Raw genomic sequence first — 21,063 nt, 5'->3', positions numbered from 1 at the left:
ACAGTGATACCTTTTTACGCTGGTGTGTGTGGCTGCCAACAGCCATTAAGGTTACCTGATGCGTTCAAAATTAGTATACTTCGTTACTAAGCTTAGAGTCTAGCTCTTTGGCGAAATTAAAATTTTTCCATTTGGTAAACCAAAAGGTGTTAATTTCAACTATTTTCTTCACGCTAGAAGTTGGTATCCCATACTTTTTCAATAGTGACTTTTTATAGCTAACATCTAAAAATGGGCAAGCTATCAAATCTAATGTCAAATGTACCATTTCTGAATCAGATGTTAACGTGTCCGCTCTATTTATATAAAGCTCATTAATGTACTCCATCAAGGTACTTTTTATCGGCTCGTAGCGCTTTTTGTTACATATATAAAATAGCAAAGTGGTTATTGAGAAATAATTCAAATCACTCTCGAGTTTCAGGCTTTCTTCACTTTTAGCAATATTGAAATATTTAATTAGAGTAGCTTCATCCAACCAATAATATTTACCAAGCTGTCGTAGCAATACCAATAGATAAAGTGTCTCAATAGGTGTGAACTTATTAACCGAATATTTGTTTAAAATCGAACATGTATTATCAAAAATGCATTTAAAAATAATATGTTGAAACTCGACTCCTAACTTCTGATCTTTTATGAATAAAATTATTTGCTGAATTATTCTACAAAGCTTTATCGTGCTATTCACCCTAGGAGCAACAGAGTAGGTAAAGTAAGTAAAATTAATTATTGATACCAATGCATTAATTAGCTGGCGAGCTGTTGACTCATTTTCCTGAATTGTTTTGTAATCAAGAAGAATCTTTTTGGTCTTCTTTTCTATTATAGCCAAAGAATAGTTTAGTATATCTGAATAAGTTACGCCTGAATCAGCCAAGATAGACTTAAAGTCTGTAGATAGACTACTCTGATTAATGTAAATTGTGCCTTCTTTAAGCTCTTCTTCATTTTCATTGGTTTTCTTTTCAATTTTATACTCAAGTTTTTCAGATATGAGGTTCGCGATTTTTTTCTTTGCAATCGTGATTGGTGTTATTATTGGCCGCGAATAAGTCTCCTCTTTGTGCTTATTCAATGAGAGCTTATAAACTTTCAACTTTACTTGTATAATGTCTCTGATTGTATTAAAGATATTTTCATCATTATAAAAAATAAAATAGTCGTCTACATATCGATATATTTGAAAATCCCTGCCAAGAAGGAGACCATACTTGTCTGATCCGAGATCTTCAACTACTTCCCTATCTGTAGCCTGCATGATTATCTCTGCAAATATTCGCGAAAGTTCAGGCCCTATAATTATTCCATTTGTTTCGTTATAATTAACTCTCTGCATTAGCTGATCAAACTTATACGCAAAAGTGCCCTTTGTCGTATCTAAATTTTGTTTTGCATAAGTTTTTTTGAATACTGCCCACGCCATTGAATGTGTGTAAATCGAATCAAAACATTGTGTAACGTCTAGTTTTGAGAGGTAATTAAATCGCTTTTCACACCAGTGATGATCTTGAGACTCATAGAACTCAAAAATGTTCTTGTATTTTTTATAAACAAAAAATGACCGTAAATTTTCATAATCTTGCCCCTCTACTTCAATCTGTGAGTCATCCTTATCAAAGCTCTCCATAAGTGACTTCGAGTCTATGTAAGTACATCCAGCAACCCTCTTTGCAGAGCGTAAACTCAAAGGACTTAGATCCGAGTAATATGTAATCAAATCCTTGTATTTATCATAGAAATCTACAGCTAATATCTGCCCTTTTGGATGAATAACAGATAAATATCGAAATTCGTTATGCTTATGTGAGATAGGAAAAGTAAAAGAAATTGAAGGTAATTTACCGTAACCGATATCAGTTTTTACATACTTAATTCCAATGTCTTCATAAAAAGTAAGTGGAGTTGTTTGCTCAAGACCTAAAAGTAATAGTATAAGCTGATCTAAAGGTTGATTCTTTCGTTTCCATGAGAAGTTCTTTCCGTCATGCTTTAAATTGTGCTCAACTAAAAAGTTGTAAAAGTGTCTATTCGAAAAAGTGATTGGAACTTCGAACGGAGAAAAGTCCGATAATACAGCTCTTTCGATTGGAAAATTTATTGATAGCGCTTTCTTAGCCATTGTCCCATCCTTTTGAAACTAAACTTAAATCCTTCATATCAAACTTTCTAAAAATCTGATTTTCAAACCCTTGTTCAAATGACATCTTTTGAAGACGCTTTTTAAGCTTAAGATCAGGAAGTAAGGTCAGTTTATGCTTTAGAAACCTGTCTAACGCTACTAAATCAGAAGTGTCAGTAATGAACTTGTTACTAAAAAAAACACCTACAAAAGCGTTTGACTTACTATTGAGAAGTCTTGTATTTCCAGTCAGAAAACGAATTCTTAAAAATAAATTTCTGCAAGCAACTCTTGGCGTATTTTTGTACTCTTTATCAAAGTAATTGAACGATTGTATAAGTCTATCCTTCAATTTGTTTTTTTTCTTGCAACTCAATTTAATAGCGCAAGATTCATTTTCGATTTTGAAATGATAACCAAGATACTCAAAACTTCTAGGACTACCGTTTAAGAGATCTAGCTCTTCAGTTTTATCATTTAATAGGTAAGCGCTCAATTCTGCGCGTATATTGACAATTATGCTAATTGATCGCTGTTGCTGATATTCCATGGCAGCAGCGCGTCGATTTGCTCTACCGTTTTTGCATAAGGTAACTTGGTTAGCAAGTCATGAAGATACTGATACGGCTCAAGGTTATTAAGCTTGGCACTTTCTACGATGCTGTAACACACCGCGCTGGCATGGGCACCCTGTGGGGTGTCGGCAAACAGCCAAGCTTTGCGCCCAACCACGAACGGGCGAATGGCATTTTCGGCTAAGATATTGCTGATGCGCAGCTCACCACAGGTGCTGTAAACCGTCAGTTTTTTCCATTGGTTCAGCATGTAGTGAATGGCGATGCCCGTTAAGCTGTCTTTGGGCACTTTGTTCACGTTGGTATCGAGAAACGCTTTGATGTCATTTAATATCGGCACGCTATTTTGTTGCCGATACGCTTTGATGTGCTCAGCCGTGAAGTCTGTTTGTTTCTCGCTTAGGTCGTTTATCTGGCGCTCAATATTGTAGAGCTTTTTAATCAAGGCGAGTGCCACGGCAGCCTTGCCGACGTTGTTGGTTTTTTTCTTTGGCGCAGCGTCGAAGGCATCTTTAAATTTGCGCCGTGCATGGTCCATGCAGCCCACACTAATAAGGCTATATTTTTTACACGCAGGACTGTACCCATCATAACCATCAGTTTGCAGGTAGCCTTTAAAGCCCTCGAGTAATGTCAGCGGTACTTGGCCGCTACGCGACGGGTCGTAGTCATACAACACGCTTTGTTGCCCCGGCAAACCGCCAAGGGAAACCCACATGTATTTCTTGGAGGTCGCGGCTTTGCCGGGCTCCTTCAATACTTGTAGCGGCGTTTCATCCATCGCAATAACGTTGCCTTCATGGTGTTTGTCGCGCATCAGGTTAATGATGGGCTGCAGCACGTTGGCCGATTTCATCACGTAATTGGCCAAGGTGGCGCGGGAGATGTTGCCGCCATAGCGCGCGAGCTGCTTTTCAATCCGATATAACGGTAAACCATCCACGTATTTAGCCGTAATGGCATGGGCGATTAAACCAATACTGCCCATGGCGCCTTTGATGGGGTGTTTTGGCAGTGCAGCCGCCACGATTTTCTGGCTTTCTTCGCCTTGCCCGAACACCGCTTTTTCCTGCATGTATTCCAATACGCGAATTTTAGCGGGGATAATGTCTAATTCTTCTTTAACCTTGGCGAAGAAGGTGCTTTTAGCGCCGGTTTTTTCCTTATCAGTAAGGTATAAGAAGATTTGTTCACGGGGTAAATCAGCCGCGAACGGTTTACGGCCACGTGGTGTAGAGGGGGCTTTTTTATTCGTGTTAGTGGCCAGCGTTTCGTCTTGCTCATGAGCAATCACATCAGGGTCGGTGACTAACTCGGCTTCATCAAACAACAAGAACTGCCCTTGGCCGATTTTTTCACTGCTGGGGGCAAAGCGTTTTAATTTGAGGTGGCGCACCACCTCTTCTAAAATATCGATGCGACTCGCTTGAAATTCGATGCGCTCAAACTGCTCTCTATTCACACGGACTTGCTCTGCTAACTGAGCACGAAGCAACTCAATTTCAGTTAGATTTTTAGAAGAGGAAGTCACGATACAAACAGCCTTTAACGCCTTATTTTAACTGGGCTTATTGTATCAAAACAGGCTGTTTTTGTCGCTAAAAAACTGACTCAAATTGCAATTTTTTATGGGGTTTCATCAGGTTAATATCATAGCCATCGAGTAACCAATTAAGTTGTTGCCCCGTTAAGTTTACCAGCTCATCAGGGCGCTTGGGCCACTTAAATTTATCCTCAGTTAACGCTTTGTAATACAGTACAAAGCCATTATCTTCCCAGAATACGCATTTGATTTTGTTGCGCTGTTTATTGGTGAACGCATACAGCTCACCACTAAACGGGTTGTGGCCTAATTGCGCTTCAATCAAGGTGCTTAAGCCGCGATGAGACTTGCGAAAATCAATCGGCTCACAATATAAGTACACGCGCGGTAAATGCGGAGGGTCAGGTCTTGTTTCTTGCCAAGACCAAACACCAATCTCACGTTTAAAACCCTCCCCCCTTCATCACGCCCTGAAAATAAGTAATTGATGAGTAATGCATTTCATGAATGAAATGAAAGCCATGCTTGCACATAGATGTGTTTTCATGGTGTTTACGCTTAAATTAATTGTGTTTTGAAGGATTAAGCGGTGATGCTCGGATGCGCTGGGAGGTGACGAATAACCGAAGCGCAGCTTCGCTGTATGAGGAAGTGGAAGCAAGGATGAATTACTTGCAGCAGAGCTAAGTTTGAAAAGCTATAGTCCCTCTTTGGCTGCTGTCGCCAGCGCGACAAAACCTTGAATAAGGCTTTTAATGTAGGTCGCGGATTTATCCCGACAAAAGTTAGCAGTAAAAACCAATCGAAAAATCACACACGTCAGCAAACTTAGCGTCTACAGTGGTAAAATTCATTTATCGCCCTAAAGGGCGACCTACAATTTAAACTAAGCCTGTTGAGTTTCGTTGCACTCTAGCCAACCTACAATCACACGCGCCAGCAAGCTCAGCGCCTACGGTGATATCCTTGATCTCAGTGTTAAACCATTCGTGGCTAAAGTCATCTTATACAAGTAAAGTAACACATACTCTTGGCTATTGAGCGAGTAAGCATATTTGTGATTTGTTGGGTTTCGCTACGCTCTACCCAACCTACAAAACAATTAAGCTCGTTACTAAGTAAGCCACAAACGTGAGGCCGCCGCCCACTAACGCATAGGGTAACTGGGTTTTAACGTGGGTGAGTAAATCACAGCCTGAGGCGATGGCCGATACCGCGCTGGTGTCGGATATAGGCGAGCAATGATCGCCAAATATACCGCCACCCAAAATAGCGCCTACCACCAGCGATGGCGGTAAACCAAGTGCTTGAATAAGCGGTACGCCAATGGGAATGAGTATGGCAAACGTGCCCCACGATGTACCTGTAGTAAATGACATAACCGCGCCAGTTAAAAACAGCACCGGCACAATTAAATATATTGGTAAGTAGTCGCCAACCAGTGATGCCACAAATACGCCTGTACCCAGCTCTTTTAAACTTGCGCCAAGCGTAAGCGATAACAATACAATGCTGACCAATGGTAATAGCTCACCCATGCCTTTAAAGCCGGTATCGACTAATTGATGGTGAGTAAACTGGCGTGAGCTAATCATTAAACAATACGCCACAACAATAGCCAACACCGTGGCATACAACACCGATTTTGAACCACTGCCCTCGGCAAGTACCCCGTTACCGGTGTAAAACATAAAACCGACCATACTAACAATGAGCGTTAACAGTGGCACTAACATAAAGCGCGCTTTAGAGCCGGTTACTTCTTCTTTTAGTTCGGTTTTTTGTAGCTCTAATGTTTGCTCAGCTACTTTCATTGGGCCATGCACTTTATCAAAGGCGATAGTATAAAAAACAATAACTAAGGTGATTATAGCGTAAAAGTTATAGCCTACACTGCCCCACAATACCGATACCGCCGATTCGCCTAATTCATAATTACCCAATAAGCCCAATACAAATGCGCCCCAGCCGTTAAGCAAGATTAAAATACATACCGGAGCGCTGGTACTATCAATAATATAAGCCAAACGCGCGCGGCTCATTTTAAACTTGTCGAACAGGCCACGCGATAAAATACCCGAGGTAAGCACACTTAAGTTTGACTCTATAAATACTGCAATGCCGGTAAACATAGTTAAAAAACCCACTTGGCGCTTACTTTTAGCAACGCCTTTATTCATCAGTAAATTAACCGTGGCAGCCACCCCGCCCGACTCGCGAATATAGGCAAGTAAGGCACCAATTAAAATCTGAGAGATCCCCACGAATTTAGCCTAAATTATCAATTTGTATAGTCAGAAGTGACAACTGGCTATACACATAAATAATGAACTGCCCATCAGGCTCATACCTAGGATCATCAACCACTTCTTTGCCAAGATAAATATAGGACAATACTCGTCGTTTTTTCTCTGTATTCGCTTGTAATGCCGCATCCCCTTGTTGTGCCGACACGGTGTACCCTATGCACCATAAGACAAACAACATTAACGCCGCTATGAGCAATAAATTATCAAACCTTTCTGCGCTTCTTGAATTTGCAAAGGCTAAACTAATGCCAAGTTTTGCATTCTTAGTGTCTCTGAAACTTTCTTCTATTTGCATACGTTGTTTATATAAAGTCACAATCCGTTGAGGCTTATCTGTAAATTGTGTAGGTAAATTAAACACAAGTAGCCAAGGCTCTTTGGCCTTTTGTTGTTGGTATTTAACCGTTGTACATTGAGATTGCCCACCCCGTTTTTTGATTTTTTTACGTCCCTTGTTTTTCCCTCTAAACAAAACACCTTGGCACGCGAAACGAACTGTTTTTCCGTAGTAAATCTGTGTCAGAAGGTGTGGTTTATCTGTTGCTTGCTCAAACCATGATTTACAATTTCGCCATGTCTCAAGGTCGCTAGATAAGGTCACATTGCCTCTGACGCGCCCAAGCCAATACCAGCCTTTATCTTCTATGGCTTTAAACCATGGCGTTCTAAAAATAGCATCAGATAAAATAATAGGCTGACAATCTGCAGGTAAACACTGTGCCAAGCTATCGAGTAAGTGTTGATGAGCCGCTTCGGTATTTAATTCGCTTTCAGGATACACTTTTTCATAGAGCGTTAACGCTCTTCCCCCCATTGGTATGCTTGCCCTGAGCACTTGAAATATTTCGCCGCCATTAATAGGTGACCAGTCAACGATAATAAGTGGGTGTTGTTGCTGGCCTACTAAGCATTCGGTCATATGCTCATAGAAACAAAGACGTTCTTGATGCAGGTTAGCATTACCAATCAAACGGTCTGCGCGTTTAATATCATGTTTTTTATCGGTATTAGAAAATGATTTTAATCCGCGGCCTAGGTAAGTGACAGTAACGCGCTGGTCACGCAAGCCTGAGTTAACAAACGTAAAGACTGTATTTAAACGTGTTTTATGAATTTCAGGGTAGGCAATGGCAATATCTTTGTGTAATATTTCGGTGGCTTTCATGATTATGAGTGAGTTTTTTTATAGTGAAAAAATTTGATCACAAATAATCATGAGAGTCTACCATTAATTTTTATTTTGTGGGGATTCGTCAGAATTAAAATACTAAATATGAGAATACGGGTATTACCAGGCGAGCTTGCCACTGCCACTATGCGCTCAATACTATTTAAAAACGTGGTAAATACGCTATTGCCTTCGCCTTGCAGTGCAAGTAAAAATTCCGATGAAATAACCGCAACAAGTAACGCCATAATCACTTCTTTGCGCCAAAACACAATAATAATGGCAATCAGTGGCGGTAAAATAGAATACCAAGACATAGCTAAACCTTTTTAATTTTTATAATAAACGCGGCTTTAACAGCCTTGGTTAGTTAATAGTAAGCAGTTAACTTAATAGATTTAAACAATTAAGTCACTTACTGAGTTTGCTGATTTAAAAATGCCTCATAAATTAATGAAATAACAGAGCCATATTGAGCGGTTTCATAGGTTTTACCCACAAACTGATAACGTTTTTCACTGCCTTTAATTGGTGAATGGCGTGCATTGGTAAGTAAAATGATGGCTAAATCGTAAGCAGGATCAATCACAGTCACTGTGCCAGTCCAACCTGTATGCCCATAAGCCTGAGCGCTCGCGTACGGGCCAAAGTGCCAACGCCGCGCCTGATTATTACCCGCAAGACGAAAACCTAAGCCGTAGGTTTCATCACTGCTTTGTGGGGTTAAAAATTGCGCTAAGCTACTGGCATTAAATATTTGCGTATCACCATAACCGCCTTTGTTTAGCAGCACTTGGCATAAAACGGCTAAATCGGGGGCATTACTAAACAAGCCCGCATGGCCTGCTACGCCATCCAGTGAATAAAAAGCTCGTTCGTCATGCACCTGCCCTTGCAATACATGGGTACGAATATTATCAAAATGAATTCGCCCATCGCGGGTATTACCGCCAAGCTCTGTGGCGGCAAATTGCTGGCGATTAAAGCCTTTTTTAAGCGGATTAAATAAAGTGTTTTTCAATTTTAAAGGCGCATAAATATGCTGCTCTAGGTATTCATCGAGTGGTTGGCCACTAATGCGTTCAATTAAAACGCCTAAAATCATGTAATCAATATCAGAATAAACATGCTGTCCGCTTGGCTCATTGGCTAATGGCACGCTGGTGAGCAGTAATTGTTTAGTGGTGTCGCTGGCTTGTGAAAAAAACGCCTCGCCGTAAGCGGTGTCTTTACGGTGAAAGTCGAACACCGGTGGATAGCCTGCTTTATGAGTGAGTAAATCTTTTATTTGGCGATACTCTCGTCCATCGCCTTGATATTCTGTTAAGTAATCACTCACTTTGTTATTGATATTTAACCGCCCTTCGCTCACCAGTTTCATTAGCGCAAAGTTAGTGGCAAATATTTTAGTGTTTGAGGCTAAATCAAATAAGGTATTTGTTTGCATTGGCTCTGGGCGCAATAACATTAAATCATTTTGCTGATATTGCTTAGCATCGCCATACGCAGTTAATTTTAATAACTTACCCGCTTTAATTACCGCTAATACCGCACCAGGAAAGCCCGCTGCAACATCTTTTTCTATTAGCTTGTCTACCTCACTAAAATCAACCGTTTTAGCCGCTGAGCTATTTAGAGTAGCAAAGGCAAATCGCAGCGTTAAACTGCCGTCTGCAGGCTGAATATTCGCCACTTTAAAGGTGTTAACCCCATTATGAGTATATTGCCCTAAATTAAAATCGTACTCGGTGTTAGCGCGTAAAGGCTCATTAAGAGAGAGCTTTTTATTATTGATGTATATATCGGCGCTAACCGCACTGACATTTTGTAGCAATAGTTGTCCACGGCCACGGTAGGCTTTAAAAATGCCGCGGTTATTTACATATTCTCTGCTGCTGGGGTTTGCATCTGGAAAAGTCGCAATCACCTGAGCATTAGCTAACGCATTGATATTTTTAACCGTTAAAGGGCGTTCTGATTTAATAGCGGTGGAGCCACTGCAACCAGCGATAATAATGCTCAGCAGTAATATAACTACTTTATAGTACGTTTTATTATTTATCATTTTTAAAGCCCACTGCACGCTTATTAATAAAGCAAATAAGGCGCTCTTTGCTGTTTAAATTGCGCAAGCCCCGCTTGCCAACTTTGCTTAATTTGTTGTGCCGATTGGCCCGCTTCGATGGCGAGTCTTAATTTATCGGTGCCTGCGAGTTTATCCATAAAATCGGCACGTTCAAAAAATAGCTGTTTAGCCTGAGTCAGTTGCTGGTAAGCATGTATTAAATAATTTAAATTTAAGCCTGTGGTTTTACTATGGCGTAAATCAATCCCTTTCACTAGCTGGTCTTTAAATTTAGGATTAAGCGCTGCGCCTTTTATTGAGCGAGGGGTAAAACTAAAGCTCCCAAGCGCGACTGGCGAATAGCCTATTACCTGAAAGGCAAAATCGGTTCCTCTGCCAATACTTATAGGTGTCGCTTCAAAAAAACACAACGAAGGGTACAGTGCAACGGCCTGATCGTTAGGTAAATTAGGGCTTGGTTTTACCGGCAAACTATATGGTGTTGTGCGGGTGTAGCCGGCAACAGGGATCACGTTTAGCTTTAAATCACGAGCCTGATTGATCCAGCCCTCGCCCTTGATCATTTTAGCCAGCTCGCCTACTGTCATGCCATGTAAAATAGGAATAGGATGCATCCCCACAAACGATTTAAATTTTGGCTCTAATAACGGGCCATCTACATAAGCAATGTTAGGGTTTGGCCTATCAAGTACAATAAATTCAACGCCCTGCTCAGCCGCGGCCTCCATCATGTAATGCATAGAGCTTATGTAAGTATAAAAACGTACGCCCACATCCTGAATATCAAAAATAATCACATCAAGGTCGCTAAGCACAGCGGCGCTTGGCTTTTTGTGTTTACCGTAAATAGAAATTAGTGGAATACCAGTTTTGTTATCAACAGCGTTTTTAACATGCGCTCCGGCATCATGATCGCCCCGAAAGCCATGCTCAGGGGCAAAAATTTTAGTGATGGTGATATTTTTAGCCAATAAGCTATCAACTAGATGCGTTTGCCCCACTACGGATGTTTGGTTAACCACCAGCCCAACTCGTTTATTTTTTAATAGCGGTAAATACAAAGCAAATTGCTCTGCCCCAACACTAATGGCATGGTTCGCTTCATTAGCGTGTACGGTAAGTGTAAACATGGCGCTTATTATAAAAAACAAGGTAAAAAATATGGCCTTAAACATACAGCAAGCTCCTTTTAAACAAGACGTTTAAAATAACACAGTTTTAGGGATTAGGGATTAAGTGTCAGCTAGTAAATAAAACACCGCGTTTAATCTAAGCGCGGTGTTTTATATTTGTAGCAGCGAGTTCACCTCGCGTCTGTTTCAAGTTTTAGGTTTTAGGTTTTAGCAATGAGAAGCTGCGCTTTTAGATAAGTGGCTGAATGTAAAATTTGGCGATGTGTGGTTAGGTTTAACTAATATCTGATATCTGATAGCTTTCTCAAATTTCAGGCACAAAAAAACCGACTTAGCGTCGGCTTATTTATGAAAGTGGTGGGCGCAGGACGTATCTTGCAAGAGTGAACCTCCGACTGCTTGGTTCGCAGTAAGTTACTCTACCCACATCCACGCTTTAATTTATTTCAGACATAAAAAAACCGACTTTCGTCGGTTTCTTTTCTATTAACTTTAATAGTAATAGAAAGTGGTGGGCGCAGGACGTATCTTGTAAGAGTGAACCTCCGACCGCTTGGTTTGTAGCCAAGTACTCTATCCCATTTTTACTTTATTTTAGGCACAAAAAAACCGACCTAATGTCGGCTTATGTATGAAAGTGGTGGGCGCAGGAGGATTCGAACCTCCGACCGCCTGGTTCGTAGCCAGGTACTCTATCCAGCTGAGCTATGCGCCCACTTTCATATTTACTTATTTATACTCTTAATAAGAGTTCTAATTAAAGTGCTGGGCGTAGGACGTATTTAATAACAATGAACCTCCGACCGCTTGGCTTTAGCCAACACTTTACTTATTTAGACTCTAAGTGAGAGTTGAAAGTGGTGGGCGCAGGAGGATTCGAACCTCCGACCGCCTGGTTCGTAGCCAGGTACTCTATCCAGCTGAGCTATGCGCCCACTTTCATTTTACTTATTTAAACTCTAAGCAGAGCGTTCTCTAAAAGAGAATAAAGTATGGTGGGCGCAGGAGGATTCGAACCTCCGACCGCCTGGTTCGTAGCCAGGTACTCTATCCAGCTGAGCTATGCGCCCATACTTTATTTTACAAGATTCGCCATTAAAAATGGTGGAGAGGGAGGGATTCGAACCCTCGATAGAGCTACAAACTCTATACTCCCTTAGCAGGGGAGCTCCTTCGGCCACTCGGACACCTCTCCGTCTTGTGGGGCGTATAATAAAGATTTCAGAAAATATGTCAAACAATTTTCTGACAAAAGTGACTATATGACCATAGATTGCACATATGCTTAGCATTAAACTTAAATTAGTTTGATATTTAATCAGGTTAGGTATTTGAACTACCTGAGTTCACGCCCATTACTGGGACTAATTCATCCGTAAGTTCAGCGAGATATTGCTCTTGGTAGCCCAATTTTTGAAACTCAGCAATACACGCACGGTAATATACTTGTCGCTCTTGCTCTGTGGTGTTCTCGTTAGATGAGGGTTCTGCACGTTTAACTTTCATATTATTTCTCTAAGTCCTTTAGAAATTTTATTTTTTCGACTAAGAATGGCGGCGTATAAATTTTGGCCATAGTCTAGCTAAAAAATTCACATAAATACAACATAATGTTTAAAAAACAATCATATTAAAAAGTTATATCACTGCTGTAATGTTGCTAAGCAGTATCGCTACACTACACTTGCGAAACTGAATTAAAGATTAACTCACTTTTATATCTAGACTTCATTATCAATGTGAAAACAATTAATTAAAAGAGTTAACGAGCAGTTTAGGCAATGTCTCACAAACAATAAGGCAAAAAAACGCCGCTAATTAGCGGCGTTGATAATTTTTGGTTTATCCCTGCAGGTTTAGTCAGCTTGTGGGCGCATATGCGGGAATAAAATAACGTCTTTAATCGTTGATGAATCCGTAAATAACATCACTAAACGGTCAATACCAATCCCTTCACCGGCAGTCGGCGGTAAGCCATACTCAAGTGCGCGAATGTAGTCCTCGTCATAATGCATTGCTTCATCATCACCGGCGTCTTTTTCTTCAACTTGACGAGAAAAACGCTCTGCTTGATCTTGTGCATCATTAAGCTCTGAGAAACCATTGGCTAGTTCACGGCCACCCACAAAAAACTCAAAGCGATCCGTTACAAATGGGTTTTCGTCATTACGACGTGCAAGTGGAGACACTTCCCATGGGTAACCGGTAATAAATGTTGGCTGAATAAGCATGTGCTCAGCGGTTTCTTCAAATATTTCACATAAGAACTTACCTGGGCCCCATACGCAGTTTTCAGGAATTTTAACGTGTACTTGTTTAGCGTACGCTTTTAATTGTTCAAAATGATTTTCTGGGTCGTTAAATACTGCCGCATCAAACTCAGGGTTATATTTTAAAATAGCATCTGCCATGCTTAAACGTGTGAACGGTTGACCAAAGTCATACTTTACAGAGTCAACAACATCGCCGTTTTCATCTTTAGTGGTATTAACCACAATAGGGCTACCTAATACGTTAGTTGCAACCGTACGTAACATGTCTTCGGTAATGTTCATTAAATCAATGTAGTCAGCGTAAGCTTGGTAGAATTCAATCATGGTAAATTCTGGATTGTGACGCGTTGATAACCCTTCGTTACGAAAGTTACGATTAATTTCAAATACGCGATCAAAGCCACCTACCACTAAACGCTTTAAGTAAAGCTCAGGTGCAATACGAAGGTACATATCAATATCAAGTGCATTGTGGTGCGTCACAAATGGACGTGCTGATGCGCCACCAGGAATAACCTGTAGCATAGGCGTTTCTACTTCCATAAAGTCACGCTCTGCTAAAAAGCGACGAATACCTTCAACAACCTGCGAGCGAATGCGGAATGTTTCACGCGTTGCTTCGTTAGTAATTAAGTCAACGTAACGTTGGCGGTATTTTGTTTCTTGATCCGATAGGCCATGAAACTTTTCAGGAAGTGGACGAAGTGACTTAGTCAGTAGTTCATACTCAGCCATGTCTACGTATAAATCGCCTTTACCCGATTTATTAAGCGGACCTTTAACACCTATAATATCGCCAATATCAAGCTGGCCATATTTTGCTTTTAAATCTTTTTGTACGTCTTTAGATGCGTAAACTTGTACACGGCCTTTCATATCTTGAATAGACATAAACGGACCACGTTTAGCAAGAATACGACCCGCAACCGATACTACGTGCTGTAATTCGATTAACTCTTCTTTAGTTTTATCACCAAACTCAGCCTGCAAATCTGCCGTGTAATGCTCACGACGGAATGTGTTTGGATGACCGTTGGCTGGGCAATTTTCGCGAATAGCGTCTAATTTGCCGCGACGCTCAGCGATTAACTTATTTTCGTCTTGGATTTGATCAGTCATTTTTTAGCTCTTTTTTAGCTTGGTGGTTATAAACCAGATTTTAAGCTGGCTTGAATAAATTTATCTAAGTCGCCATCGAGTACGGCTTGCGTGTTGCGGTTTTCAATGCCGGTACGTAAATCTTTAATGCGCGAATCATCAAGTACGTAGGAACGAATTTGACTTCCCCAGCCAATATCAGACTTGTTGTCTTCTTGGCTTTGCTTTTCCGCATTTTGTTGCTGCAGCTCAAGCTCAAATAATTTAGCTTTTAGCTGTTTCAATGCTTGGGCTTTATTTTTATGTTGTGAACGCTCGTTTTGACATTGCACCACGGTATTGGTGGGTACGTGGGTAATACGTACCGCCGATTCTGTGGTATTTACGTGCTGACCACCCGCGCCTGATGCTCGATAAACATCTATACGTAAATCAGCCGGATTGATATCAATTTCAATGTTGTCGTCAACTTCTGGATAAACAAACGCGGACGCAAACGAGGTATGACGACGGCCACTTGAATCAAATGGGCTTTTACGTACAAGACGGTGTACGCCTGTTTCAGTGCGTAACCACCCATAAGCATATTCACCAGAAAAACGCACCGTTGCGCCTTTAATACCGGCCACATCGCCATCGGTCGCCTCGACTAGCTCAACTTTAAAGCCTTTTGCCTCACCCCAGCGTAAGTACATACGCAGTAACATATTACACCAGTCTTGTGCTTCGGTGCCGCCTGAGCCTGACTGCAAATCAAGATAAGCATCGTTTGAATCGTGAGGACCTGAAAACATACGACGAAATTCAAGGCCTTCTAGCTGCTGGTTTAAATCAGCCAATTCACTTTGCGCTTCATCAAAGGTGTCTTGATCTTCGGCTTCAACAGCCAGTTCAAGTAACCCTTCTACGTCGTCAGTACCCGCTACTAAGGTGTCAATGGTTTCAACAACCGCCTCGAGTGCTGACTTTTCACGACCAAGGGCTTGTGCGCGCTCAGGCTCATTCCATACGGCTGAATCTTCAAGTTCGGCGTTAACTTCTTCTAAACGTTCTTGTTTAAGAGCGTAGTCAAAGGTACCCCCGAAGCAGTTCAGTACGTTCGCGAATTTCCTTGATTTGATTAATCACAGGATTCACTTCAAACATGGTCATTACTCCAAAAATGGCTAGGTTATTACGCACTTAAAAAAGGGACCGAGCGCAATTAAAAATCATCAAATAATAAAAACGCCCGATTTTAACAAAAAACCGCGCGTTTTATTAGCCTTTTATGCATGGTTTGAAGAACTTTTTTAGCCCACTTTTTCAAGCTCTCTTACTATTAGTTGTAAGCTAAATTTACCTCTAAACTCATTTATATCGAGCTGGTAGGCTACTTTAACAAACTGCGCCTCAGTATCTGGCCACGCTTTTACATCAATGCCAAAAGCAATGGCGTCAACTAAGCGTGCTGATTGATGCTTTAACACCAGCTTTAAGTGTTTTTCACCCACAATACGTTGTTGTATTATTTCAAAGGTATGCTCAAATATTGGCTCAGGAAACTGCTGCCCCCATGGGCCTGATTGTTTTAAGAGCTGCGCAAAGTCCATGCTAAAGCAATCATTAGGTAACTCGCCATCGGTAAACACAATACAGCGTTTACTTTCTTCACTCAATTGCGCGCTAACCGCACTATCAAAGGCACGTTTAAACTCTGTAAACTGCTGCTCATTAATAGTTAAACCTGCCGCCATTGCATGGCCACCAAATTTATTAATTAAGCCGGGCTGGGCGGTGTTTAATCCCTCTAGTAGGTCGCGCATATGCAAGCCTTCAATTGAGCGACATGAGCCTTTTATTTCACCGTTTTCGCCTCCCGCAAAAATCACTGTTGGGCGGTGGTATTTTTCTTTTAAGCGCCCCGCTAAAATACCAATAACCCCTTGATGCCAATCATCTTGGTATAAACAAATGGCATCGGGCACACTGTTGTCTTTGAACGCGAGCCTATCGAGTACCGCTTGCGCCTCTACTTGCATGCCTTGCTCTATTTCACGTCTGGCAAAGTTTAAGCTATCAAGTTCACCGGCTATTCGCCTTGCTTGATTTATATCACTACTAAGTAAGCAGGCTATACCTAAACTCATGTCATCTAAGCGCCCTGCTGCATTTAAGCGCGGCGCCAATGAAAAACCAAAATCACTGGCACTTAAACGGGCTGCATTACGATTAGCCACTTCAATGAGTGCAGTGATACCTGGGCGGGTTTTACCACTGCGAATACGCGCCAAGCCTTGATGCACTAACGTGCGGTTATTCGCATCGAGTGCCACCACATCGGCCACCGTGCCAAGGGCAACAATATCAAGCAAATCGGCAATGTTTGGCATGGGGTGTTGTTCAAAATAGCCTTGTTCACGCAGTGCGCTTCTCAGGGCTATGAGTAAATAAAACGCCACACCAACACCCGCTATCGACTTAGAGGGGAAATCACAGTCATGGCGATTAGGGTTAACAATGGCATCGGCGTTAGGCAGTTGTTCGCCTTGTAAATGGTGATCTGTTACCAGTACTTTTATGCCCGCTGCTTTAACAATATCAATCCCCGCTATACAGGAAATACCGTTATCTACGGTGATCACTAAATCGGGCCCCATAGTCACTATTTGCTCTGCCAATGCGGGGCTTAGGCCATAGCCTAAACTAAAACGATCTGGTACTAGGTAATCTAAATTCGCAAAACCAAACATCGCCAAGCCTTGCATTAAAGTCGCGGTGCTGGTTGCGCCATCGGCGTCAAAGTCGCCCACAATCAGTATTTTGCTTTGCGCTTGCAATGCATCAATTAATAGGTGGCTGGCTTTGTCTATATCTTTAAATAATTTAAAGTCGAGTAAGGTCGCCGCACTATTGTTTAATTCATCGGCATGAGAAACATTACGCGTGGCGTATATTTGCTTAATAACAGGGTGAAGATGGTTCGGTAGGTGAGAGTCGTCAACGGGTTCTCGCGCAATGATCATTTTTTTCATGCTGATTTTTAACTTATTATATTCATAATTAAAGACAAAAAAAGGCCATTAAGGCCTTTTTAAACACATACTTGCAGTATTAAATTAACCTGCTTTATTTGCCTCAAGCGCAGCACTTAATGCCGCCGCTGGTTGGTAACCTGGGATCATCGTGCCATCTTCTAAAATAATGGCCGGTGTACCACTAATACCAAAACTCTGGCCTAACTGATAATGCTCTGCAATCGGTGCGCTACAATTTTTTACTATTTTCGTATCTGAACCCGCTTTGGCTTCAGTGAGTGCTTCTTGCTGATCTTTCGCACACCACACATTCATTAAATCTGCATAGGCTGGCCCTTGTAAGCCACCGCGTGGAAACGCTAAATATTTAACTGTAATGCCCGCATCAAGTAAGTCATCTAATTCACGGTGCAATTTACGACAGTAACCACAGCTAATATCAGTAAATACCGTAATGCTATGCTTCTCTTCGGGCGCTTTGTATACAATCATTGAGTCTTCATATTCTTTTAACCCCGATTGGCGCACACCATTGAGTGCTTGCTCGGTTAAGTTATTACGGTTGTTTAAATCAATTAGCGTACCTTGCATTAAAAACTGACCGTCTGAACTTGCATACAGCACGCCTTTGTTAGTGATCAATTCTTTTAAGCCTGCAACCGGACTTGAATTAATTTGTTTAACGGTTACCCCAAGCGCAGCAAATTTTGTCACGATAGGATCATTGACATCGGGTGTTATTGCAACGCCATTAGCAAAGGCGCTCAAACTAGTGCACAACATGGCACCTGCTAACATTAATTTTTTCATAACGGGTTCTCTATCTTAAAAATACTTATCTTTTATATGACCGACATAGTGACAAAAAATTCGCTTAAGCGCGAGGATGATGTTCTGCATGCACCGATTTTAATCGCTCGTTCGCCACATGGGTATAAATTTGTGTCGTTGATAGGTCGCTGTGACCAAGCATCATCTGTACCACTCTTAAGTCAGCCCCATGATTTAACAAGTGCGTTGCAAACGCATGTCGCAAGGTGTGGGGTGATAACGGCGACTCAATGGATGCCAAAATAGCATAGTGTTTGATCCGATGCCAAAAAGTTTGTCGTGTCATGCCCACTCCTCGCTTAGAGGGAAATACAAAATCGGTGGCATGTTTTATCATTTGTGCGCGCCCGAGCTTTAAAAATTGCTCAAGCCAGTACATGGCCTCTTCACCTAATGGCACTAGCCGCTCTTTGTTACCTTTACCTTTTACAAACACCACGGATTGGCGCAAATTTATTTGCTCCATTCTAAGCCCCACCAGCTCAGTTACCCGCAGGCCAGTTGCATACAGTAACTCCAGCATGGCTTTATCGCGCAGCCCCATTGGCTCTTCAATATTGGGCGCACTTAATAACGCGTCTACTTCGGCCTCCGAAAGTGTTTTTGGTAACGACTGCCCTGCCTTTGGCTGAGCAATATTCACCATCGGTGAGTCGCTAATTATTTTTTCACGCACAAAATACTGATAAAAACGTTTTAATGCACTAATACTACGTGCTGTACTGCGTGGTTTTAGCCCTAAATCAACGCGGTGTGCTAGGTAACTTTCGACGTCAAGGCTGGTTACCGTCATTAAATTTTCGCCTTTTAAAAACTGGCAAAACTTGTCTAGATCACTGCGATAAGCGCTCAACGTGTTCTCACTTACGCCTTGCTCTAAGTAAAGATTATCTAAAAAGCGCTCTAAAAAATCGCTATTGCTGCTTAGCTCAGTATTTTGTTCAGGTAAATCGTCAGATAACGTTGTCACAGTGTGATCTCATGTTGGCAATACCACGGGAGAAGGTATCAATTAAAAATACCTTACGGTAAACTTGAGCCTATCATAACAGGCAATTACACAGTGATAAATACGATGCAGATTGGTTTATTTTTTGGTTCTACTACCTGCTATACAGAAATGGCGGCAGAAAAAATACGCGATATTATTGGCGCCGACATTGTCAGCTTACATAATATTAAAGACGAGCCGCTTAAAAACGCTGAGCAATATGACTTTATCATTTTTGGTATTTCGACGTGGGACTTTGGCGAAATTCAAGAAGATTGGGAATCAAAGTGGGACGACATAAAAGACGTTGACCTAAATGGTAAAACCATTGCCTTATTTGGTATGGGCGACCAGCAAGGGTATGGCCAATGGTTTCAAGACGCATTAGGCATGTTGCATGATGAAATAAATGCCCAAGCCATTACTCAACTTGGCTTTTGGCCGAACGACAGTAATTATGAGTTTGAAGCGTCTAAAGCCCTTACCGAAGACGGTAAACAATTTGTTGGTTTAGCGCTTGATGAAGACAGTCAATACGAGCTAAGCGATGAGCGCATTGCCACGTGGGTAGAACAAGTGATGACAGAGTACGCTGAAACCCTATAACTCAGCGCTATTGCAAAGAGCGCTGCCATGCAGCGCTTTTTAATTTTTAACTATTCTACTTTTAACCAGTATTGGTTACGGTAAAAAAAGCCCACATAACCGCGCACTTCAAGTTTTTCGCCATTTTGCTGCGGTGTTAAACGCACGCTGTAGGTTTTACCGTTATTTGGGTCGAGAATTTCACCGTCTTCCCAACTCCCGTCACCGGCATAAGTTACATCTTCAATAATAGTCATGCCTAACATAGGCTGATTCTTTTTATCACCATCGCACTCAGTGCAAAGCGCATCTTGCTTATTTTTATTAAGTATTGTTTCAATTTTGCCAGTCAGCACGCCATTTTTCTCAGTAATGCGCACGTACGACTTTGCTTGGTTGGTCTCTTCGTTAATAGTTTTCCAAAGCCCAACCGGTGTGGGGTTAGCAAACACACTATAAGTGTTAAATAAGCTGCCCGCTAAAAGGGCTAGTAATAGTATTTTTTTTGATTTTTTAGTTAATAAATTCATCAGATTACTTTAAACATGAGTCAATAATGGCGCCATACTAACAACTCTAAATAAAACACTCTACGTAAAAATGCTTTAGGTATACACCTTGGTATTACATGTTTAAATAAAACGCCTTGCACAGTGAAATGTAATCTTGGCTGTAAGTATTATTTAGCTCCCTTATGCATAAGGTACTTTTACTTACCTCGCTATTATCAAAACTAAACGTCATCAAACTGCGGCTAAAAGGTTTATTTGGCATAGCTTGTACTTGGCAGTGACGGTTTAAATACAGCCCTTGCTGCTGCGCCAAGGTTATGAATAACTGCGCCTCTTCGCTGGGCAAAATTAAATTAAAGTGTGCCTGTTTATGCGTTAAACGTTTAAACGCAGCGATGAGCTCTACAAAGCTCAAACCATCAGTATGGCGAGCAATATTACGCGCTGCATTATCACCTTTTAAACTGTGATTAAAATAAGGCGGATTAGCGATAACGCAATCAAATAAAACCGTGGGCTCAAACTGCTGCACGCCCTGATGAGAAATAGTAATATCTGGCCAAGGACTTTGCTGGCAATTTTGTAAAGCTTGCTGGTAAGCGGCTTTGTCAATCTCCACCGCACTCACCTTTAAATGTGGCGCTCGTTGCTTACACATTAACGCCAGCAACCCTGTACCGGTTCCTATATCAAGTAACGAACTCGCCCCGCTTAAATCAGCCCATGCACCCAGTAAAATACCATCGGTAGAGACTTTCATGGCGCACTGGTCGTGCTCAACCTTAAATTGTTTAAATGCAAAACCAGACATTTTTTCACC

General features: G+C 41.5%; 16 protein-coding genes, 4 tRNA genes and 2 pseudogenes. 1 reads left to right on the top strand and 21 read right to left on the bottom strand.

Going from position 1 to position 21,063, the window contains the following annotated elements:
• Nucleotides 1-70: 70 nt before the first annotated feature.
• From drt3b to xerD, 19 genes and pseudogenes are all read right to left on the bottom strand, one after another.
• On the bottom strand, nt 71-2,122 hold the full coding sequence (drt3b, locus tag AC6H44_RS02245) for an antiviral reverse transcriptase Drt3b (RefSeq protein WP_500737235.1): 2,052 nt from the start codon (nt 2,120-2,122) through the stop codon (nt 71-73).
• The gene (locus AC6H44_RS02240) at nt 2,115-2,672 is read right to left on the bottom strand and encodes a hypothetical protein (protein ID WP_500737233.1); all 558 of its coding nucleotides are present in this window, start codon (nt 2,670-2,672) and stop codon (nt 2,115-2,117) included. Before AC6H44_RS02240 ends, drt3b begins: the two co-directional genes overlap by 8 nt.
• Nucleotides 2,639-4,228, bottom strand: coding sequence for an IS66 family transposase (gene tnpC, locus AC6H44_RS02235; RefSeq protein ID WP_500737232.1), 1,590 nt, complete (start codon nt 4,226-4,228; stop codon nt 2,639-2,641). Before tnpC ends, AC6H44_RS02240 begins: the two co-directional genes overlap by 34 nt.
• Before the next feature lie 67 nt (nt 4,229-4,295).
• A complete protein-coding gene (tnpB, locus tag AC6H44_RS02230; RefSeq protein ID WP_500737231.1) occupies nt 4,296-4,622 on the bottom strand; it encodes an IS66 family insertion sequence element accessory protein TnpB in 327 nt (108 codons plus the stop codon).
• 709 nt (nt 4,623-5,331) lie between these two features.
• A pseudogene (locus AC6H44_RS02225) lies at nt 5,332-6,498 on the bottom strand (Na+/H+ antiporter NhaC family protein); the annotation flags it as partial.
• Nucleotides 6,499-6,508: 10 nt separating this feature from the next.
• On the bottom strand, nt 6,509-7,714 hold the full coding sequence (locus AC6H44_RS02220) for an IS4 family transposase (RefSeq protein ID WP_500735106.1): 1,206 nt from the start codon (nt 7,712-7,714) through the stop codon (nt 6,509-6,511).
• Between the two features lie 92 nt (nt 7,715-7,806).
• Nucleotides 7,807-8,034 (bottom strand): annotated as a pseudogene (locus tag AC6H44_RS02215) (Na+/H+ antiporter NhaC family protein); the annotation flags it as partial.
• Between the two features lie 98 nt (nt 8,035-8,132).
• Nucleotides 8,133-9,782 carry a penicillin binding protein PBP4B gene (gene pbp4b / locus AC6H44_RS02210; RefSeq protein WP_500737230.1) on the bottom strand — a complete coding sequence of 550 codons (1,650 nt, stop codon included), beginning with the start codon at nt 9,780-9,782 and terminating at the stop codon, nt 8,133-8,135.
• 23 nt (nt 9,783-9,805) lie between these two features.
• Nucleotides 9,806-10,978 carry an exo-beta-N-acetylmuramidase NamZ family protein gene (locus AC6H44_RS02205; protein WP_500737228.1) on the bottom strand — a complete coding sequence of 391 codons (1,173 nt, stop codon included), beginning with the start codon at nt 10,976-10,978 and terminating at the stop codon, nt 9,806-9,808.
• A gap of 596 nt (nt 10,979-11,574) precedes the next feature.
• Nucleotides 11,575-11,651 (bottom strand) — tRNA-Arg (locus AC6H44_RS02200).
• A 143-nt stretch (nt 11,652-11,794) separates the two neighbouring features.
• Nucleotides 11,795-11,871: transfer RNA gene (locus AC6H44_RS02195), tRNA-Arg, on the bottom strand.
• Between the two features lie 58 nt (nt 11,872-11,929).
• A tRNA-Arg gene (locus AC6H44_RS02190) sits at nt 11,930-12,006 on the bottom strand.
• A gap of 32 nt (nt 12,007-12,038) precedes the next feature.
• Nucleotides 12,039-12,131: transfer RNA gene (locus AC6H44_RS02185), tRNA-Ser, on the bottom strand.
• Nucleotides 12,132-12,259: 128 nt separating this feature from the next.
• Nucleotides 12,260-12,442, bottom strand: a complete 183-nt coding sequence (locus tag AC6H44_RS02180) for a hypothetical protein (protein ID WP_500737226.1) — start codon at nt 12,440-12,442, stop codon at nt 12,260-12,262.
• A gap of 350 nt (nt 12,443-12,792) precedes the next feature.
• On the bottom strand, nt 12,793-14,328 hold the full coding sequence (lysS, locus tag AC6H44_RS02175) for a lysine--tRNA ligase (protein ID WP_500737225.1): 1,536 nt from the start codon (nt 14,326-14,328) through the stop codon (nt 12,793-12,795).
• 26 nt (nt 14,329-14,354) lie between these two features.
• Nucleotides 14,355-15,453 (bottom strand): peptide chain release factor 2 gene (prfB, locus tag AC6H44_RS02170; RefSeq protein ID WP_500737224.1). Its coding sequence is split into 2 segments (ribosomal slippage): nt 14,355-15,377 and nt 15,379-15,453, totalling 1,098 coding nucleotides; the frame shifts between segments, so codons are not numbered across the junction.
• Nucleotides 15,454-15,599: 146 nt separating this feature from the next.
• Nucleotides 15,600-17,321: a single-stranded-DNA-specific exonuclease RecJ gene (gene recJ, locus AC6H44_RS02165; RefSeq protein WP_500737223.1), complete on the bottom strand. Its 1,722-nt coding sequence runs from the start codon at nt 17,319-17,321 to the stop codon at nt 15,600-15,602.
• An 84-nt stretch (nt 17,322-17,405) separates the two neighbouring features.
• Nucleotides 17,406-18,134 carry a bifunctional protein-disulfide isomerase/oxidoreductase DsbC gene (gene dsbC / locus AC6H44_RS02160; protein ID WP_500737222.1) on the bottom strand — a complete coding sequence of 243 codons (729 nt, stop codon included), beginning with the start codon at nt 18,132-18,134 and terminating at the stop codon, nt 17,406-17,408.
• A gap of 64 nt (nt 18,135-18,198) precedes the next feature.
• A complete protein-coding gene (gene xerD / locus AC6H44_RS02155) occupies nt 18,199-19,125 on the bottom strand; it encodes a site-specific tyrosine recombinase XerD (RefSeq protein WP_500737221.1) in 927 nt (308 codons plus the stop codon).
• 105 nt (nt 19,126-19,230) lie between these two features.
• Here xerD and fldB point away from each other — a divergent pair, with 105 nt between their 5' ends.
• A complete protein-coding gene (gene fldB / locus AC6H44_RS02150) occupies nt 19,231-19,752 on the top strand; it encodes a flavodoxin FldB (protein ID WP_008467792.1) in 522 nt (173 codons plus the stop codon).
• A gap of 50 nt (nt 19,753-19,802) precedes the next feature.
• Here the strand turns inward: fldB and AC6H44_RS02145 are convergent, their stop codons facing one another.
• Entirely contained in the window at nt 19,803-20,261 is a 459-nt protein-coding gene (locus AC6H44_RS02145; RefSeq protein WP_500737220.1) for a DUF2147 domain-containing protein, read from the bottom strand.
• A gap of 94 nt (nt 20,262-20,355) precedes the next feature.
• On the bottom strand, nt 20,356-21,054 hold the full coding sequence (locus AC6H44_RS02140) for a tRNA1(Val) (adenine(37)-N6)-methyltransferase (RefSeq protein WP_500737219.1): 699 nt from the start codon (nt 21,052-21,054) through the stop codon (nt 20,356-20,358).
• Between the last annotated feature and the right edge of the window lie 9 nt (nt 21,055-21,063).

This window comes from Pseudoalteromonas sp. TAP-3C, from assembly GCF_059888565.1.
This window is presented reverse-complemented; position numbering and strand designations above follow the sequence as displayed.